Source organism: Synechococcus sp. HK05 (assembly GCF_019104765.1).
GTDB lineage: Bacteria > Cyanobacteriota > Cyanobacteriia > PCC-6307 > Cyanobiaceae > Vulcanococcus.
Genome location: NZ_JAHRXJ010000011.1, coordinates 462,829 through 479,945 on the forward strand (window position 1 = coordinate 462,829; position 17,117 = coordinate 479,945).

General features: G+C 65.1%; 14 protein-coding genes. 6 read left to right on the forward strand and 8 right to left on the reverse strand.

The window, feature by feature from the left end:
• Nucleotides 1-19: 19 nt before the first annotated feature.
• From KUL97_RS11755 to KUL97_RS11775, 5 genes are all read right to left on the reverse strand, one after another.
• Nucleotides 20-802 (reverse strand): hypothetical protein, encoded by a 783-nt coding sequence (locus KUL97_RS11755; RefSeq protein WP_217797143.1) that lies wholly within the window; start codon nucleotides 800-802, stop codon nucleotides 20-22.
• 79 nt (nucleotides 803-881) lie between these two features.
• On the reverse strand, nucleotides 882-2,813 hold the full coding sequence (gene mnmG, locus KUL97_RS11760; RefSeq protein WP_217797144.1) for a tRNA uridine-5-carboxymethylaminomethyl(34) synthesis enzyme MnmG: 1,932 nt from the start codon (nucleotides 2,811-2,813) through the stop codon (nucleotides 882-884).
• A gap of 9 nt (nucleotides 2,814-2,822) precedes the next feature.
• A complete protein-coding gene (gene dnaB, locus KUL97_RS11765) occupies nucleotides 2,823-4,241 on the reverse strand; it encodes a replicative DNA helicase (RefSeq protein WP_217797145.1) in 1,419 nt (472 codons plus the stop codon).
• A 144-nt stretch (nucleotides 4,242-4,385) separates the two neighbouring features.
• A complete protein-coding gene (gene rplI / locus KUL97_RS11770; RefSeq protein ID WP_217797146.1) occupies nucleotides 4,386-4,844 on the reverse strand; it encodes a 50S ribosomal protein L9 in 459 nt (152 codons plus the stop codon).
• A 43-nt stretch (nucleotides 4,845-4,887) separates the two neighbouring features.
• Nucleotides 4,888-5,748, reverse strand: coding sequence for an acyl-CoA desaturase (locus KUL97_RS11775; protein WP_368656164.1), 861 nt, complete (start codon nucleotides 5,746-5,748; stop codon nucleotides 4,888-4,890).
• Between the two features lie 120 nt (nucleotides 5,749-5,868).
• On the opposite strand from KUL97_RS11775, the gene KUL97_RS11780 reads away from it, so the two are divergent.
• Nucleotides 5,869-6,651 (forward strand): hypothetical protein, encoded by a 783-nt coding sequence (locus KUL97_RS11780; RefSeq protein WP_217797147.1) that lies wholly within the window; start codon nucleotides 5,869-5,871, stop codon nucleotides 6,649-6,651.
• On the opposite strand, the gene KUL97_RS11785 is transcribed toward KUL97_RS11780, so the two are convergent.
• Nucleotides 6,639-7,502 (reverse strand): fatty acid desaturase, encoded by an 864-nt coding sequence (locus KUL97_RS11785; protein ID WP_217797329.1) that lies wholly within the window; start codon nucleotides 7,500-7,502, stop codon nucleotides 6,639-6,641. The two genes, KUL97_RS11780 and KUL97_RS11785, sit on opposite strands and share 13 nt — an antisense overlap.
• 286 nt (nucleotides 7,503-7,788) lie before the next feature.
• Here KUL97_RS11785 and KUL97_RS11790 point away from each other — a divergent pair, with 286 nt between their 5' ends.
• The 4 genes from KUL97_RS11790 to KUL97_RS11805 all read left to right on the forward strand — a co-directional run bounded on the left by KUL97_RS11790 (nucleotide 7,789) and on the right by KUL97_RS11805 (nucleotide 12,848).
• Nucleotides 7,789-9,060, forward strand: a complete 1,272-nt coding sequence (locus tag KUL97_RS11790) for a methionine gamma-lyase family protein (RefSeq protein ID WP_217797148.1) — start codon at nucleotides 7,789-7,791, stop codon at nucleotides 9,058-9,060.
• An 85-nt stretch (nucleotides 9,061-9,145) separates the two neighbouring features.
• On the forward strand, nucleotides 9,146-9,535 hold the full coding sequence (gene gcvH, locus KUL97_RS11795) for a glycine cleavage system protein GcvH (protein WP_217797149.1): 390 nt from the start codon (nucleotides 9,146-9,148) through the stop codon (nucleotides 9,533-9,535).
• A complete protein-coding gene (gene gcvP, locus KUL97_RS11800) occupies nucleotides 9,525-12,476 on the forward strand; it encodes an aminomethyl-transferring glycine dehydrogenase (RefSeq protein ID WP_217797150.1) in 2,952 nt (983 codons plus the stop codon). Before gcvH ends, gcvP begins: the two co-directional genes overlap by 11 nt.
• A 141-nt stretch (nucleotides 12,477-12,617) precedes the next feature.
• A complete protein-coding gene (locus KUL97_RS11805; RefSeq protein WP_217797151.1) occupies nucleotides 12,618-12,848 on the forward strand; it encodes a hypothetical protein in 231 nt (76 codons plus the stop codon).
• Here the strand turns inward: KUL97_RS11805 and KUL97_RS11810 are convergent.
• Nucleotides 12,836-13,039 carry a hypothetical protein gene (locus tag KUL97_RS11810; protein WP_217797152.1) on the reverse strand — a complete coding sequence of 68 codons (204 nt, stop codon included), beginning with the start codon at nucleotides 13,037-13,039 and terminating at the stop codon, nucleotides 12,836-12,838. The two genes, KUL97_RS11805 and KUL97_RS11810, sit on opposite strands and share 13 nt — an antisense overlap.
• Before the next feature lie 234 nt (nucleotides 13,040-13,273).
• A complete protein-coding gene (locus KUL97_RS11815; protein ID WP_217797153.1) occupies nucleotides 13,274-15,088 on the reverse strand; it encodes a diflavin flavoprotein in 1,815 nt (604 codons plus the stop codon).
• Nucleotides 15,089-15,181: 93 nt separating this feature from the next.
• Between KUL97_RS11815 and KUL97_RS11820 the strand changes: the two genes are divergently transcribed.
• Nucleotides 15,182-15,679 carry a hypothetical protein gene (locus KUL97_RS11820; RefSeq protein ID WP_217797154.1) on the forward strand — a complete coding sequence of 166 codons (498 nt, stop codon included), beginning with the start codon at nucleotides 15,182-15,184 and terminating at the stop codon, nucleotides 15,677-15,679.
• Nucleotides 15,680-17,117 lie beyond the last annotated feature (1,438 nt).

Here is a 17,117-nt window from a genome sequence, read left to right on the forward strand (position 1 = left end):
CTGAGGGCCGGTAGGCCCCCTAGAAACCACTGCTGATGCTGACGCGGCGAGAGGCTCCACCGCGTTCGATCACGGCGCTGTCGCCGCTGGTGGACACCAGCTTCCAGCCGCTGCTGCCGATCATTTCGCCCACCAGCGCATTGGTGGAACTGCCGCCCAGCTGGAAGATGGCGGAGCCTGGTTTGCCCGGAATCTGCACCACGCCCAGCAGTTCGGGTGTTCCCGAGCCAGCGCTTGCTGTTGAAGGTGCGCTGGCGCTGGCTGGAGGTGCTGGTGCCTGGAGGGTGCCGTTGAGGGGCACCTGGAGTGGTGGGGCGCCAGCCGGAGCGCTGCTCTCCAGTTGTGCGAGCTCTTCGATCCAGGGCTCGCTGGGTGGCGGGGGCGGCAGGGCATCGCTACTAGGACCAGGTGCTGCGGCCTCGGTGGCCGCCGGCGCGTTCTCGAGGCTTCGGATCCCTTCCAACAGGCGCAGGTTGCGTTCTTGGCGTAGGTCGTTGCGGGCTTCGCTCCAGCCATGCCAAAGGCCCAGGCCCCCTAGAAGGCCGAGGCCCGCCAAGGTGGTGGCTGCTAACTGCCAGGCCTGAGGTCGGCGCCATGGCCAGCGCCAGCGCGTCTCGCGCACCTCCACCTCAATCGGTTCTGGATCGGGTGGTGGCGTTGGTTGGCGGCTGGTTGGTATGGGCGCGTGGTGGAGCTGAGCCGGGTTCGGGCGGCCGGCGTTCTCGAACACCCGATCCATCACCTGCTCCGCCTTGAGCTCCCAATAGGCCCGTGAGGTGCTGGTGGGACGGGACGCGCTCAAGGCCTTCGATGAAATCTGTACGGCCTGTACGGAATCGCCGTGCCAGGGCGGGGTGGCGCGCCTGGTGTTGAGCCGCACCTTATCGATCCTGAGCGCTGTTGACGAGCTTCTGGCGCCGCCCCTCCAGTTCCAGCCAGAGCATCAGTGCGGTGACATCCGCGGGGCTCACCCCTGGCACCCGCGAGGCTTGCCCGAGATTCATGGGCTGCACGGCCGCCAGCTTCTCGCGGGCTTCGCGCGACAGGGTGCCAATGGAGGCGTAGTCGATGCCCGCGGGAATGGCTTTGTGCTCCTGCTTTTTCACCTGATCGATCTGCTGTTGCTGGCGGGCCAGGTAGCCGCTGTATTTGATGTCGATCTCGGCGCCCTCGCGCACGTCGAGGGGCAGGTCGGCATCGGCCAGGCCATGGCGCACCAGATCGGCGCTGTGGAAGCCAGGACGGCGCAGCAGGTCGGCCAGGGTGATCGAGCCCTTGATCGCGGCTCCGGTTTGCGCCACCACGGCTTCGGCGGCTGGATCGCTCACCTTGAGGCGCACAGTGTTGAGCCGTTGCTGTTCAGCTGCGATCGCCTCCTGCTTGCGGGTGTAGATCTCCCAGCGCCGATCGTCGATCAGGCCGAGCTCGCGGCCCAGGGGCGTAAGGCGCCGATCGGCGTTGTCGCCCCGCAGCACCAGGCGGTATTCGCTGCGGCTGGTGAGCACCCGGTAGGGCTCGCGCAGGTCCTTGGTGATCAGATCGTCGATCATCGTGCCGATGTAGCTGCCTTCCCGCGGGAAGTGCACCGGCTCCTGGTGGCGCAGCTGGCGCACAGCGTTGAGGCCCGCCACCAGACCCTGGGCGGCGGCCTCCTCATAGCCGGTGGTGCCGTTGAGCTGGCCCGCGGAATAGACCCCCTGCACCCGCTTGGTTTCCAGCGATGGCTTGAGTTGGGTGGCGGGCAGGTAGTCGTAGTCCACCGCATAGGCGGGCCGCAGCATCACGCACTGCTCCAGGCCAGGCAGGGTGCGCAGCAGCTCCAGTTGCAGCCGCTCGGGCAGGCCGGTGGAGAAGCCCTGCACGTAGATCTCCGGCGTGTCGCGCCCTTCCGGTTCCAGGAAGATCTGGTGGCTGTCTTTATCGGCGAAGCGCACAATCTTGTCTTCGATCGAGGGGCAATAGCGAGGCCCCTTGCTGTCGATGAAGCCGCCGTAGATCGGCGTGAGGTGGAGGTTGTCGCGGATCAGCTGATGCGTCGCCGCCGTGGTGCGGGTGATGTGGCAGCTCATCGGCTCACCGCTCACCCAGCTGGCCGGATCAAAGGAGAAGTAGCGCCCGTGGGCGTCGCTGGGCTGCTCCTCCAGTTGATCGAGGGCGATGCTGCGCCGGTCCACCCGTGCCGGGGTGCCCGTTTTGAGGCGGCCCATCTGGAAGCCCAGGGCCTCCAGCGCTTCGGTGAGGCCTTCGGCGGCTTGCTCTCCGGCGCGGCCGGCACTCATCGATTGGTTGCCCACCCAGATCTGGCCGCCCAGAAAGGTGCCGGCGGTGAGGATTACGGCGCCGGCGCTGTAGGTGCTGCCGAAGTAGGTGCGCACCCCGGCGATGCGGGCGTCCTCGCCGGGTGTGCCTTCCACCTCCAGGCCCGTCACCATCGCCTCGCGCAGCGCCAGGTTGGGGGTGTGCTGCAACAGCTGCAGCATCTGGCGGGCGTATTGGCGCTTGTCGGTTTGGGCGCGCAGGGCCCACACGGCCGGGCCGCGGCTGGCATTGAGGATGCGCTTCTGCAGGGCGGTGGCATCGGCCAGGCGGCCGATCACGCCACCGAGGGCGTCCACCTCATGCACCAGCTGGCTCTTGGCCGGACCACCCACCGCCGGGTTGCAGGGCTGCCAGGCGATGCGATCGAGGTTGAGTGAAAAGAGAGCGGTGGAGCAGCCCAGCCGCGCCGCCGTGACTGCCGCCTCGCAGCCTGCATGGCCGCCCCCCACGACGATCACGTCGAAGTGTTCAGTGGGCGTACTGCTGAAGGCCATCGGCTGACGCTAGGGCGCGGCCAGGTTGCGGAAGCGGGTGAACTGCGGCTCAAACAGCAGCTTCACCGTGCCCACCGGGCCGTTGCGGTGCTTGGTCACGATGATTTCGGTGATGCCGCGATCGGGCGTATCGGGGTTGTAGTACTCGTCGCGGTAGATCATCAGCACCAGGTCGGCGTCCTGCTCGATTGAGCCCGATTCCCGCAGGTCCGAGAGCATCGGGCGTTTGTTGGTGCGGGCCTCCACGCCCCGGCTGAGCTGGGAAAGGGCGATCACCGGCACGTTCAGTTCGCGGGCCATCTGTTTGAGGCCCCGGGTGATGCGGGAGAGCTCCTGCACGCGGTTGTCGGAGCCGCCGCCTTCCATCAGCTGCAGGTAGTCGATCACCACCAAGCCGAGCTCCTTGCCGGATTCGGCCATCAGCCGCCGGCAGAGCGAGCGCATCTCGAGCACGCCGGCGTTGGGTTTGTCGTCGATATAAATCGGCATCTGGCCGAGGGTGCTGATGCCCTGGCCCAGCAGCGGCCACTCCTCTGGCTGCAGCCGGCCGGTGCGCAGGCGGCCGCTTTCGATGCCCACCTCCATCGCCAGCAGGCGGTAGGTGAGCTGCTCCTTGCTCATCTCGAGCGAAAACACGCACACCGGCAGGTTGTGCAGCTGGGCCACGTTCTTGGCCAGGTTGAGCGTGATCGCGGTTTTGCCCATGGCGGGGCGGCCGGCAATGATGATCAGGTCGCTGCGCTGCAGCCCCTGGGTCATCGCATCCAGGTCGTAGAAGTTCACCGGGATGCCAGCCACCGCCGTGCCCAACGAGCGGCTTTCGATCTCGTTGAAGGTGGCGGTGAGGATCTCGGCCGTGGGGGTGAGGCCGACGCTCGGTTTCTCCTGGCTGATGGCGAAGATCTTCTGCTCCGCTTCATCGAGCACCTGCTCCATCGGCTTGCTCTGATCGAAGCCGAGCTGGATCACCTCGTTGCCGGAGCGGATCAGCTGGCGGCGCAGAAACTTGTCCATCACCAGGCGCGCCACCTGGTCGATCGAGGCGGTGGAGAGGGTGCGCTCCACCAGCTCCACCAGCCGGCCGCTGCCACCCACCTTCTCCAGGGCGCCGGTGTCCGCCAGCCAGGCGGTCATCGCGGTGAGGTCGGTGGGTTTGCCCTGGCCGTGCAGCATCAGAGCGGTGCGGTAGATCTCGCGGTGGGCCGTGAGATAGAAGGCCTCCGGCTGCAGCACATCGGCCACGCGGCCGATCGCGTCCGGGTCGAGCAGGATGCCGCCCAGCACGGCCTCCTCGGCTTCGAGGTTCTGCGGTGGCACGCCATCCGGCATGGCCTCGAAGTTGGCTTCGTCGCGGGGGCGGCCGCGGGAGCCTGGCCGGCGGCCCTGACCCTCTTCGGGATCGAGGTTGCTGAGGGGAACGCTCACCATGGCCGGGGTGCCGCCGAAGAGGGGTGGTAGGGAACAAAAAACCGCCAGACCCTGCAGGGCCTGACGGCAAAGGGGATCACCATTGTCTCGCCACGGTTGCGTGCGGCAACCCGTGGATGGCGGTCGATGCGGAGATCGCCTGGATCAGTGGCTCACCACTTCCAGGTTGATTTCTGCGGTCACTTCGCTGTGGAGCTTCACCTGCACCTTGTAGGCGCCGGTGCGGTGGATTTCGGGAACGATGATGTCGCGGCGATCCACTTCCTTCTTGGTGGCGGCTTCGATGGCCTCGGCCACATCGCCGTTGGTCACGGTGCCGAACAGCACGTCATCGCCGCCGGTCTGCTTCTTCACGGTGAAGCGGCCGATGGTGTCGAGGGCGGTGCGGAAGGCCACGGCCTCAGCCTTGAGGGCGGCTTGACGCTCGGCTTCCTTGGCGCGGCGGTGCTCCACCTGGCGCATCACGGCGGGGGTGACGGGCACAGCCTTGCCCTGGGGCAGCAGGAAGTTGCGGGCGTAGCCGGGAGCCACCTCCACCAGATCGCCGTCCTTACCCAGGCTGAGGACGTCCTCGCTGAGGACCACAGAAACGCGCTTGGCCATGGGATCTACGTACTAACGATCAACGGATGGGCGATTGATGAGCCTACGCCACGGGTGCCTGAGCACCTTGTGTGAGCGGCGCCGGCAGCCGCACCTGGCTGGCCAGGCCGAGGCGCTGCATGGCGCGGATGTGCAGCCAGGTGAGGTCGGGCTCGCGGCGGCCCCAGCCGTGGCGGGCGGAGTGGGGGTAGGCGTGGTGGGTGTTGTGCCAGCCCTCGCCGAAGGTCACGGCGGCCACCCAGGGGTTGTTACGGGAGCCGTCGCCGCTGTCGTGGAGCACGTAGCCCCAGCGGTGGGTGGCGGAGTTCACCAGCCAGGTGGCGTGATACACGAGCACCAGGCGCAGGGGGATGCCCCAGAGCACGAGGGCCCAGCCGCCGGCGCCGGTGATGGTGCCGAGCCAGAAGAGCAGGCCGGCCAGGGGCAGTTGCAGGAGCAGGAAGTTGGTGTTCAGCCAGCGGTAGTAGGGATCGGCGGCCAGATCGCCCGTGAGGCGCGGAATCGCTCCCTTGGCCGGGATGGGACGGAACATCCAGCCCATGTGGCTCCACCAGAAGCCGCGGTGGCTGTTGTGGTGATCCGGTTCCGTATCAGAAAACTTATGGTGGTGGCGATGCAGGCCCACCCAGTCGATCGGGCCGTGTTGGCAGCTGAGGGCGCCGCAGGTGGCGAAGAAGCGCTCCAGCCAGCGGGGCACCCGGAAAGCGCGGTGGCTGAGCAGCCGGTGGTAGCCGATGGTCACGCCCAGGCAGGCGGTGACCCAATACAGAACCGCCAGGGTGCCGATGGCGGTGAGGCTCCAGAACTGGGGGAGCAGTGCCACCAGGGCGAGCACATGGAGGGCGCCCATGAACAGGATCACGACCCAGTCACGCCCCTGGGGGTCGCTATTGAGCGAGGGGATCGCGTGCTGCGCGCCGCGCGGCCGGTGCAGGTGCCGCACGCTTCCGAGGCTGGTGATGGTGGCCGTCACGGGCCCTCCGTGTGTTTCCGATAAAATGGTAGCACTACGGATCCGTATCAAGTGGATTATCGGAGTGAACTCGAAGCGGGTCGCGATGCGTTCGGGCATCTGATCAAGGTGTGGCACGAGCGCAATGGTTGGAGTCAGCGGGTGTTGCCGGCCCTGGCGGAGCGTCTGGAGCTGGGCCGCGTGCACAACTCCCAGCTCTCCAACCTGCGCAACCGCAAGCTCGCTTCGCCGGGTCCGGAGTTGTTCGTGGCGCTGGGGCGGATCAATCAGCTGCTGGCGCATCAGGCCGGTGCCTCGGGTCTGGCCGCCCCGCTGGCCGAGCAGTTGGCGGATCAGCCGGAGCTGCTCAGTGCGCTTGAGGCCTCAGCCCTGCCGCTGCTGGCCAACGATGGCGCGGCCCTGGGCCCAGCCCAGCTGTTCGAGATCTTCGTGGGGCTCAGAGCCTTGCCGGCCGGCTTCGATCTGCGGATCCAGGCGGCAGAAGCCGCGGGCCTGAGCGCTGCCCTGGCGGAGCTGTTCACGGCCGGGCGCCCCTGGCGGCTCTGCCGTGAGCCCGTGCTGGCGGCTTACCCGGTGGAGAAGCGGCAGCGGCGTGAGCGTTTTGCGGAGGTGATGGCCGGCCAGCGCGACTTCAGCGCCGAGGAACTGGATGCGGAGCTGAATGATTTGCGCCTCACCCTGGCGGCGCTGGGGGCTACCCAGGAGGAGGAGCTCAGCGCCGATCAGTTTCTGGAGCTCTTGCGCCAAAAAGCCCGGCTGCTGGTGCAACCGGGCTCAGAGAATGGGGAGGCTGATCTGGCGGAAGCGATCCGCCGGCAGCTTCAAGCGGGATAGCGCGCCTCGCGGATGCGCTTGGCCCAGCCCAGGGCGCGCAGCAGCTTGATGTGCTGCCAGGTGATGTCGAACTCAAACCAGCGCAGGCCATGGCGGGCGCTGGAGGGGTGGGCGTGGTGGTTGTTGTGCCAGCCCTCGCCGAAGCTCAGGATCGCCACCCACCAGCAGTTGCGCGAGAGATCGGGGCAGTCGAAGTTGCGGTAGCCGAAGGCGTGGGTGGCGGAGTTCACCAGCCAGGTCACGTGATACACGAGCACCAGCCGCAGGGGGATGGCCCAGAGCACCAGGCCGAGTCCACCGCCATGCACCTGTGCGGCATTGCCATACCAGTAGAGGGCCGCGCCCAGGGGGATCTGCAGCAGCAGGAACCAGCGATCGAGCCAGCGGTAGAAGGGGTCCTGGAGCATGTCGCCGGTGAAGCGATGCAGCTCCTTGATGGCCGGGATGTCGTGCAGCATCCAGTCGCTGTGGGCCCACCACAGGCCGCGGGCGGCGTCGTGGTGGTCGTTGGGCTGGTCGGAGAATTTGTGGTGGTGGCGGTGCAGGCCCACCCACTCGATCGGGCCGCTCTGGCAGGCCAGGGTGCCCATCAGCACCAGCACCCGCTCCACCCACTTCGGAGCCACAAAGCTGCGGTGGGCCACCAAGCGGTGCAGGCCGAGGGTCACCCCCAGCACCGTGGTCCAGTACAGAACCGCCAGCACCGCAACGCCTTGCCAGCTCCAGTACTGGGGCAGAAGGGCAAACACGGCGCCCACGTGGATCGCCAACATGAAGCCGGTGGTGCCCAGCTTGTATTTCCTCTGGCTGCGAGGCAGCGGTGCGCGGGGCACCACCAAGGCGGCCCGCATGCGTGCTTCCTGGGCTTCGCTGTAGCTGCCTGAACCACCCTCCAGCTCAACGCTGACGCGCTGGTTGCGTGCCGCGGAGGCGGCATCTTGGGCAAGTACCAAAGTGAACTCCTAGAGGATGCGCAGGCTCTGGTTCGCTGGTTGGGTCCCGTTGGGACCCACGCACCACTGGCCTGGGGTGGCTGGTCGCAGCAGGGCGCTGTAACCAACACACCAATCCGAAAAAATCTAGACGGATGATCGACCGGCACGCGGCCTGCAGCATGGGGTTGCGTTGTTGTTTGGCATGAGCGCACCCCATCAGGCCTGGGTGGCCGATCAGCTGGCCGCTGCCCTGGAGCGCACGGCGCCGTTGGCCCAGCGGCGCCGCGCCGGCGTGAAGCCGCGGTTGGAACGGGTGCTGGGGGCGTTCCGCGCTGAGCGCCTCGGGGTGCACCACTTCGCCTCGGTGAGCGGCTACGGCCATGGCGATCTGGGCCGGGAGGTGCTCGATCGTGTGTTTGCACGGGTGCTGCAGGCCGAGGCGGCTGCGGTGCGGCTGCAGTTTGTGAGCGGCACCCATGCCATTGCAGCGGCTCTGTATGGCGTGCTGCGCCCTGGCGATCGCTTGCTGGCGCTCACGGGTCGCCCTTACGACACCCTCGAGGAGGTGATCGGCATCCGCGGCGAGGGCCAGGGATCGCTGGCCGAATTCGGCATCGCCTACGACGAGCTCGACCTGCTGCCAGACGGCACGGTGAACGAAGCCGGCATCGCCGAGGCGCTGGCGCCGCCCACCCGCATGGTGCTGATCCAGCGCAGCTGTGGCTACAGCTGGCGGCCTTCACTCACGGTGGAGCAGATCGGCCGGCTGGTGGAGCAGGTGAAAGCGATCCAGCCCGGCTGCCTGGTGTTTGTCGACAACTGCTACGGCGAGCTGGTGGAGCTGCTGGAGCCCACGGCCGTGGGTGCGGATCTGATGGCGGGCTCCTTGATCAAAAACCTGGGCGGCACGATCGCTCCCACCGGGGGCTATGTGGCCGGCCGGGCGGAGCTGGTGGAGCAGGCCTGCTGCCGGCTCACGGCACCGGGCATCGGCAGTGAGGGCGGTACGGGCTTTGATCTGCACCGATTGCTGTTCCAGGGCTTGTTCCTCGCGCCGCAGATGGTCACGGAAGCCCTGCTCTGCGCCGAGCTCACCGCCGCCGTGTTTGAAGGGTTGGGCTATGCCGTGAAACCGCTGGTGGGTGGGGTGCGCAGCGATGTGATTCAGGCGGTACGTTTCGGTTCACCGGAGCCGCTCAAGGCGGTGTGCCGGGCGTTCCAGGGCTGTTCACCGGTGGGCAGCTACCTCGATCCCGTGCCCGCGCCGATGCCCGGCTACGCCAGCGAACTGGTGATGGCCGGCGGCACTTTCATCGACGGCAGCACCAGTGAGTTCTCCGCCGACGGCCCCCTGCGCGAGCCCTACGTGCTCTATGCCCAGGGCGGCACCACCGCTGCCCACGCTGAGCTGGCCCTGGAGCGGGCCTTGCTGGCGCTGGCGGAAGGCGGTTGGTGTGGGCCGGCGGCAGGCTGAGTCAGGCCCGATGCAGTGACACGTCGTAGCCCCGCGCCGCTGATTTCCGACAGACTGCAGCGCAGCAACCGCCCAGGCGGCACCCATGGCTTTCAGTACCCCCGACGACTGCCGTTACGCCGACAGCCATGAATTCGTCCGCGCGGAGGGGGAGCTGGCCCGCATCGGTGTCAGCGCCTTTGCCGTGGATCAGCTGGGCGACATCGTGTTTGTGGAGCTGCCCAAGGTGGGCGCCAGCCTCAGCCAGGGCAGCAGCTTCGGCACCGTGGAATCAGTCAAGGCCGTGGAGGAGTTGTTGGCGCCCATCAGCGGCGTGATTGAGGCGCGCAACGAAGCGGTCTTGGCTAGCCCCGAAGAGCTGCAGAACGACCCCTATGGCGAGGGTTGGCTGCTGTTAGTGCGCCCCAGTGAGCCCGCACAGATCGATGCGCTGATGGATGCCGCCACCTACAGCGCCAAGGTGGATGGACACTGAGTTCGTTGCCCGCCACATCGGCCCTACGGTGGCCGAGCAGGCGCAGATGCTTGCTCAGCTGGGGCTCAGCTCGCTGGAAGGCTTGATCGATGAGGTGGTGCCGCCGGCCATCCGGCTCGATGCCGCCGCCGCTGCGGAGGGCCTGCCGCTCGGTTGCAGCGAGGCCGAGGCCCTGGAGGAACTGCAGCAAATTGCGGCGGCGAATCAGGTGCGCCGCAGCTTGATCGGCCTGGGCTATCACGATTGCGTCACGCCGGCGCTGCTGCAGCGCCACGTGTTTGAAAACCCGGCCTGGTACACGGCCTACACCCCCTATCAGGCTGAAATCAGCCAGGGGCGACTCGAGGCACTGCTCAACTTTCAGACCCTGATCAGTGAGCTCACGGGTTTGCCGATTGCCAATGCCTCGCTCCTGGATGAGGCCACCGCCGCTGCCGAGGCGATGAGCCTCAGCTTTGGCGTGTGTCGCGAGGCCAGTGCCCAGCGCTTTTTGGTGGATGCCCAAGTGCTTCCGCAAACCTGGGCGGTGCTGCAGACCCGCGCCGAGCCCCTCGGCATTGAGCTGGTGTCGGTGGAGCCTGCAGCCTTGCTGGAGGCTGCCGAAGGCGGAGCCGAGCCGTTTGCGGGCGCTTTTGGCTTGCTGCTGCAGTTGCCCGGCGCCGGCGGTGGGCTTACCAACCCTGCGGAGCTGATCGTGGCGGCCAGGGCGGCGGGTTTGATCGTGACGGCTGCTGTGGACCCCCTGGCGCAGGTGCTCTTGGCCCCGGTGGGGGAGCTGGGGGCGGAGATCGCCATCGGCAACAGCCAGCGCTTCGGGATCCCCCTCGGGTTCGGCGGGCCCCATGCGGCCTTTTTTGCCACCACCACCACCCATCAGCGCCGCATCCCCGGCCGGCTGGTGGGCCAATCCCTCGATGCAGAAGGCCGGCCCGCCCTGCGCCTGGCCCTGCAAACCCGCGAGCAGCACATCCGCCGCGACAAGGCCACCAGCAACATCTGCACGGCCCAGGTGCTCCTGGCTGTGATGGCCGGGTTCTATGCCGTGCATCACGGCCCGGAGGGCCTGGCGGCGATCGCCCGGCGGGTGTTGCTGCTGCGCGAGCTGTTGCGGCGCGCCCTGGCTGGCTGCGGGCTGGTCGCTGAACCCGGCTGTGGGTTCGACACCTTGCGGCTGCAGTCGCCTCAGGCTCCGGCTTTGTTGGCGGCGGCGGAATCGGCGGGGTTCAATCTGCGGCCGGAGGCTGGTGGTCTGGCGATCACCCTGGATGAACGCAGCAGCGTGGCCGAACTCCAGCGCTTGCTGGAGGCCCTGGCTTCCGCGGCTGGTGCCCCTCAGCCCTGCGCCGCCACCCTTTGGCGGGCGTTGCAGCAGGAGCTGCGTGACGCCCACTGCAGCGAGGCCCCCGAGCGCTTGCTTTGGGGCGATGTGGTGCCCTGTCGCCATCGGCCCTGGCTGCAGCAGCCCGTGTTCCAGCGCTACCGCAGCGAAACCGAACTGCTGCGCTACATCCAGCGTCTAGCGGCCCGCGACTTTTCGCTGGTGCACGGGATGATCCCGCTGGGCAGCTGCACGATGAAGCTGAATGCGGCGGCCGAGCTGCAGCCGGTGAGCTGGCCGGCTTTCGCTGGGTTGCATCCATTTGCTCCGGCGGACCAGAGCGCCGGCTATCGCCGGCTGGTGGCCGACCTGGAGCAATGGCTGGCGGCGATCACCGGCTTTGCCGGTGTGTCGCTGCAGCCCAACGCCGGTTCCCAGGGGGAGTACGCCGGCTTGTTGGTGATCCGCGCCTGGCAGCGCAGCCGCGGGCAGCAGCAGCGCACGGTGTGCCTGATCCCCACCAGCGCCCATGGCACCAACCCCGCCAGCGCGGTGATGGCGGGGTTGCAGGTGGTTCCCGTGGCCTGCGATGAGCAGGGCAATATCGATCGCGCCGACCTGCAGGCCAAGGCCGAGCAGCACAGCGATCGCCTGGCCGCCCTGATGGTCACCTATCCCTCCACCCATGGGGTGTTTGAGCAGGGGATTCAAGAGATCTGCGCGCTCATTCACGACCACGGCGGCCAGGTGTACCTGGATGGCGCCAATCTCAACGCCCAGGTGGGCCTGGCCAAACCGGGGCTCTATGGCGCCGATGTGTGCCACCTCAACCTGCATAAAACCTTCTGCATCCCCCACGGCGGCGGTGGCCCCGGCGTGGGTCCGATTGCGGTGGCGGAGCATCTCCTGCCGTTCCTGCCGGGCCATCCCCTTGCGGAGCGTTGCGGCGGTGCGCAGGCGATCGGGCCGGTGAGCGCCGCCCCCTGGGGCAGCGCCAGCATCCTGCCGATCAGCTGGATGTACATCCGGATGATGGGTGGCGCCGGCCTACGCCAGGCCTCGGCGGTGGCCCTGCTGGCCGCCAATTGGCTGGCCGAGCAATTGGAGCCCCATTTCCCGGTGCTCTATCGCGGTGCGGGTGGCCGCGTGGCCCATGAGTGCATCCTCGATCTGCGGCCCCTTAAACGCAGCGCTGGCCTAGAGGTCGACGACCTGGCCAAGCGGCTGATGGATTACGGCTTCCACGCGCCCACCGTGAGTTGGCCGGTGGCGGGCACGGTGATGGTGGAGCCCACGGAAAGTGAAGGATTGGCGGAGCTGGAGCGCTTCTGCCAGGCCATGGCCGCCATCCGCGCTGAGGCCGCGGCGATCGAGGCGGGCCAGAACGATCCGCTGGATAATCCGCTCAAGCGGGCCCCCCACACCCTGCTGGCCGTGATGGCCGAGCAGTGGGATCGTCCTTACAGCCGCGCCCAGGCGGGCTATCCAGCCGGCGAGGAGCAGTTGGCCAGCAAGCTCTGGCCGGCGGTGGCGCGGATTGATAACGCGTATGGCGACCGCCATCTGGTGTGCACGTGTCCTTCGGTGGAGGAGTTGGCGACGCCAACCCTCAGCGGCACTTGATTCCGGCGGGTTTGCGTTTAGATTTCGCCGGAACGAAAAATGCGGAATTTCTTTTCGCAGTCACCCTTGCTTTTCCAGCAGGATCTGCTGCAACTGCAGGGATCACTGCGGATCGGGTGACACCGGTATCTGGGAGGAACGATGAACACGGATGATCAGGGAACCACGGGGATCAAGGGGCACGCCGATTTGTTGCTGCCCGCCGTTGTGAGCGGAGAAACCCTGCGCGTGGAAGGCACCAACGTGGTGCGCGTTCCCTTTGGTGTGCGTCGTCCTCGCCGCAGCCGCCCGGCTCGCCCCGAGCGTTGGGCCACCGTGGTGCTGCCGTTTGTGGCGGGTGGCAACACCCCGCCACCGCCTCAGGCCGCCTGATTCAGGCGCCAGTCGATCAAGGCCTTCACGTCATCCACGGAGCTGGCGGGCGTACGAAACGGCAGCAGGCTCATCGGGCTGCGTTCCGGCCGCACCAGCCAGGTGAGGTCGTTCTGGGGAATCAACACAAAACCGCGGTATCGCACCACCCAGCGCTGGCGAGCGGGGTTGGGTTCGAGGGCCGCCTGCATCGATCTAACCAACTGACCCCATCATTTGAGCCGGTCTGATAGCGGTTGCCGAGGAGTTCGGTTTTTCTTCAGGCTGTGATGAACAGGTCTTACAGCCTCAAAAAATGAGGCCTCAGGAGGCTTGCTGCCACTGGGATTTGCCGAATTCTCGCTTTGGGTTAAGAGACGGCTGGGCTGTGGTGTTGGCTACAGCCCAGGAGCCTCATTCGTGCTGAGAGAGTGAGTGCTGCGGTCTCAGTAATTGGCGCCGCTGCGCCGCTGGTGCACGGCGGTGGTGGCGGCGGCATCGAGCACGGCACCGGCCTGCACCTGGGCGTAGAGCAACCAGTGGTCGCCGCACTCCATCCGTTGCTGCACCGTGCACTCCAGCCAGGCCAGCGCCTCCGGCAACACCGGCAGGCCGCCGGGGCTGTGCTCCAGCTCAAGCCCTGCAAAACGATCCGCTCCTGGAGCGAAGGGTTGAAGGAACTGCTTCATGGGTCCGGTTTCACGGCCTGAGGCCAGCACGTTGAGTGCGAAGGCATCGCCCACGTGCAGGAGTGCTTCTACGGCTCGATCCTTGGCCACAGCCACGGTGAGGCCCGGGGGGGTGAAGCTGGCCTGGCTCACCCAGCTCGCCACCATGGCGCCGCTGAGCTGGCTGTCGCCACTGCCCTTCACTGTGGTGAGCACGCACAGCGAGCCCACCACGCGGCCCAGGGCGAGGACGGCCGGATTGCTGCGGCTTTCGCTGAGGCCGCCGCCACTGGCGCGGCGCTGGGCCTTGCGTTGCTCGCTCTGCAACTGGCGCCCCAGGCCCGTGCCTGTTTCCTCAATGGTTTTGAGGGTGGCCGCATCGGGGCTGAACTTCACCTTGATCGGCTCGAAGGCGAAGCGGAAGCCGCCATCGCGCAGCTTGCTCTCCAATAGATCGAGGGCTTCGCCGCTCCAGCCGAAGCTGCCGAATACACCCACTGGCTTTGCCCGATCGCCTTCCGCCAGCAGGGTGCCCAGGGCCGACACGATCGGCGTGGGGGCATGGCCCCCCAGCGTGGGTGAGCCGATCAGCACGGCATCACAGCTGCGGATCGCCTCCAGCAGTTTTTCGGCTGGCGTGAATTCGCAGTTGATGCTCTCCACCCGCACGCCGGTGCGTGCCACCCCCTGGGCCAGGCCATCGGCGATGGCGGCTGTGTTGCCGTAAGCGCTGGCGTAAAGCAAAGCCACGGAGAGCTTGGCGCGTTCCTGGGTTTCGCCCCAGCGCCGGTAATCCACCAGCAGGCTGCGCCAGCTCTCGGCGATGGCGGGGCCGTGTCCAGGCGCGATGGTGCGGATCGGCAGTTCGTCGACGCGATCGAGCACCGTTTCCACCTGCCGCACCATCGGTGCCATCAGGCAGTCGTAGAAGTAGCGGCGGTCTTCCTCGGTGCTGCTGCGGTTGGCTTCTGCCCAGGCTTCGCTGCAGAGGTGAGCAGCAAAGAACTTGCCGCTCATCAGCAGGCCGCTGTTCTCCTCAAAGGCCATCAAGCCACCTGGCCAGCGGGGTGTGGGCGTGGGCAGCAGCTCGATGCAGCGGCCGTCGCCGCGCTCCAGCCGCAGCTCGCCGCGCACCACCTGGAGTGGTGGCAGGGGCGGCAGCGCTTCCGCTTCCGCAGCCGGCTCTGCGCCGGGGGCGGCGGGCTTGCGTTGCTCCCACAGTTCGCGCAGCAGCTTGGCGCCAGGGTTGGAGCTGATCAGTTCCAGCAACGGCCAGCGCTGCGCGAGCTTGCGCAGAAGTTTGACCCGGTTGGGGTTGGTGTGGCCCACCACCACCTGCAGCCGGGCATCGGTGGCCACTAGCTCGGCCAGGGCTTCGAGATAGGGCTCGGCGAAGGAGGCGCCCGGCGGATGCACCAGCAGTGCCGCATCGTCGCCATCCGGCAGAAATAGGAAGCTGTTGGCTGTGGTGCCGCGCTCGAGGCCGTACTCCACTTCGAAGCGCAGGCGCGTTGGGCTGAGGCCCCGCAGGCACACCAAACCCGGCTCAAGCGGTAGCTGAATCACCGACCGTTCAGCGCCCTTCGCAGCCATGGGGTTTCCCTTTGCTAAGGCCAACTTTAGGAAGCGCCTTGCGACGTTTTGGAGAGCTCATTAGTTTTGAGAGGTTAGTGACACTGTTAACAAATGATTCAGTCCGGCCCGGAGGCTTATGGCTTCGATATTTCGAGTGTCGATCGATTGGATTGGCATGTGCGAGCTGGCTATTCCCCCATGGCAGTGGCTGCGTCGATAGGGGATGCGTCTGTTGATGTTCGAGGCGCGGCCGATTTCCTGAAGGGAAAGTGGGTTGGCAAGGGGTCTGGATACCGAAGCGAAGGTTATAAATTGAATGGTGATTACAAATTTGTGATCACTAAAGTCCGCGGCTTTTCTGCTAAGGCTACGAAGCAGTATCGAGATGTTGATTCCGGTGCATGGAGCGATCCCGAGCGGGCTTATTTCACCTTGTCGCCCCAGGGTGAGTCGGGCGCGTGGCAGCTCTACGGAGCTGAAGGTGATGGCCTCTATTTGGGGACTGTCGCGCCTGGTGGCGACATGATTCTGAATTATCTCGAGGCTGGATCAGGTGTCGATGATGCAGCGCTGCGAATCGCCCTGAAGAAGCGAGGCCAGCGCGGCTAAGCCGCCTTCAAGTTTCGAGCTCAGTAGTGGTTCCCCACTTTGACGACCACTCCCTGAGAACCCTTGTGGGAGAATGGGTTTGGAGGGGTCGTCTTGGTCATCAGATGACTTTCAATCCGTTTTCAACTTGTCTCCTGACTTCCTGAGGGGGTCCAGGGACCAGTTGGTGTGACCCCATTTTCCCAGTTCTTGGGGACACCTGACTGGTCCGAAGGGTTCTCTTCACGACCTTGAGGGTCCTGGACCACCTGGGGATTTTTTTTGAGGAAAGGGGTCCCGACATCACTCACTCGTTTTGTCACCTCTGGAGGTCACTGGGACCCATCAGTTTTTAGTTGGGGGTGTGGTCTGTCCAAGAAGACCTCTCCAGGTCTCAGGACTGACTTCTTTGATGGTGTTCCTTAGGAGTCCGAAACAGAGGTAGAAGATGTCCAGAGGGTCTTCCAGGGTTTTGAACACTGGGTTGTGTCGGTGGGATGGTTTCACGGATGGTTTTAGTTTAAAAACTTCTAGGACAAATTTCTAACGATGTCTTAAAGACTAAATCAGTGAGTTTCATTGACACATCTCTGTCGTACTTTTTCATTAGGGTGTTCATTATCCATATTCGTTCTTCGTTGTCAATCTTGTTGATTGACCTTGGGTACATACCTCCAGACTTAGACGTCTCACATAACTCTTTTGACATATCCGAAACAAGTTCCATTATGGTTTCACTTGTCACCTCTACCTGTGAATCGGAATGAACGACGGAACTCATAGAAAACACCGAGAGTAAGACAAAAGAATATAGAACTTGTTTCAAGGTTGACACCACTTGACACTAATACAAGTATAGATGGGTCAAGTCCTTAGAGAGTACTTCGGGTTACAGAGGGGAATCTGAAACTGGATTGGTTGGTGGGATGGTCTTACGGATGACTATGACTAACTTCTGTATGGATACAAAGTCCAGTCTAACCACTTTTGATTGTCACAGAGGACCTTGTAGATGAGTCTCCCTTTCTCCTCTTGAATGGAACTTGAACAAACCCTTTCTGGTTCTCCTTTGGTTCTGTATTCGTAGTTCCTGTTTATGTATCCCACCATTGTGATGTGTTTGTGGTCTGGGATACAATCGGTGTTAAAGAATACCCAGAATACTTTGTTGTCACGAACAAAGAAAAAACCACTTTTTGATTGAATATCTGGTTTATTAGTTCTGTAAGAGAACCAGTGGGAGTAACGGGTTCTATCGGTCCGTGGGTCGTTCCAGGGGACCTCTAGGTCCTCTCTGACGGGTGGAGAGGACCTAAAGGAGGTCTCGGGGGTCAAGAACCCAACCAGACCCAGAAGAAGGACGACAGACCACCTCATCTCCACATAGTAAAAGGACCTGTTCTGAAGGGAACGAACAGGTCCTGGTTAAGGTCTGGAGACTTCACATCCCCTCAGTTTA

Excerpts from the sequence above, each read along its gene's own strand:
- mnmG (WP_217797144.1), bottom strand. The coding sequence starts at position 2,813 with ATGGCCTTCAGCAGTACGCCCACTGAACACTTCGACGTGATCGTCGTG.
- dnaB (WP_217797145.1), bottom strand. The coding sequence starts at position 4,241 with ATGGTGAGCGTTCCCCTCAGCAACCTCGATCCCGAAGAGGGTCAGGGC.
- rplI (WP_217797146.1), bottom strand. The coding sequence starts at position 4,844 with ATGGCCAAGCGCGTTTCTGTGGTCCTCAGCGAGGACGTCCTCAGCCTG.
- KUL97_RS11785 (WP_217797329.1), bottom strand. The coding sequence starts at position 7,502 with ATGCGGGCCGCCTTGGTGGTGCCCCGCGCACCGCTGCCTCGCAGCCAG.
- KUL97_RS11790 (WP_217797148.1), top strand. The coding sequence starts at position 7,789 with ATGAGCGCACCCCATCAGGCCTGGGTGGCCGATCAGCTGGCCGCTGCC.
- gcvH (WP_217797149.1), top strand. The coding sequence starts at position 9,146 with ATGGCTTTCAGTACCCCCGACGACTGCCGTTACGCCGACAGCCATGAA.
- gcvP (WP_217797150.1), top strand. The coding sequence starts at position 9,525 with ATGGACACTGAGTTCGTTGCCCGCCACATCGGCCCTACGGTGGCCGAG.
- KUL97_RS11805 (WP_217797151.1), top strand. The coding sequence starts at position 12,618 with ATGAACACGGATGATCAGGGAACCACGGGGATCAAGGGGCACGCCGAT.
- KUL97_RS11810 (WP_217797152.1), bottom strand. The coding sequence starts at position 13,039 with ATGCAGGCGGCCCTCGAACCCAACCCCGCTCGCCAGCGCTGGGTGGTG.
- KUL97_RS11815 (WP_217797153.1), bottom strand. The coding sequence starts at position 15,088 with ATGGCTGCGAAGGGCGCTGAACGGTCGGTGATTCAGCTACCGCTTGAG.
- KUL97_RS11820 (WP_217797154.1), top strand. The coding sequence starts at position 15,182 with ATGATTCAGTCCGGCCCGGAGGCTTATGGCTTCGATATTTCGAGTGTC.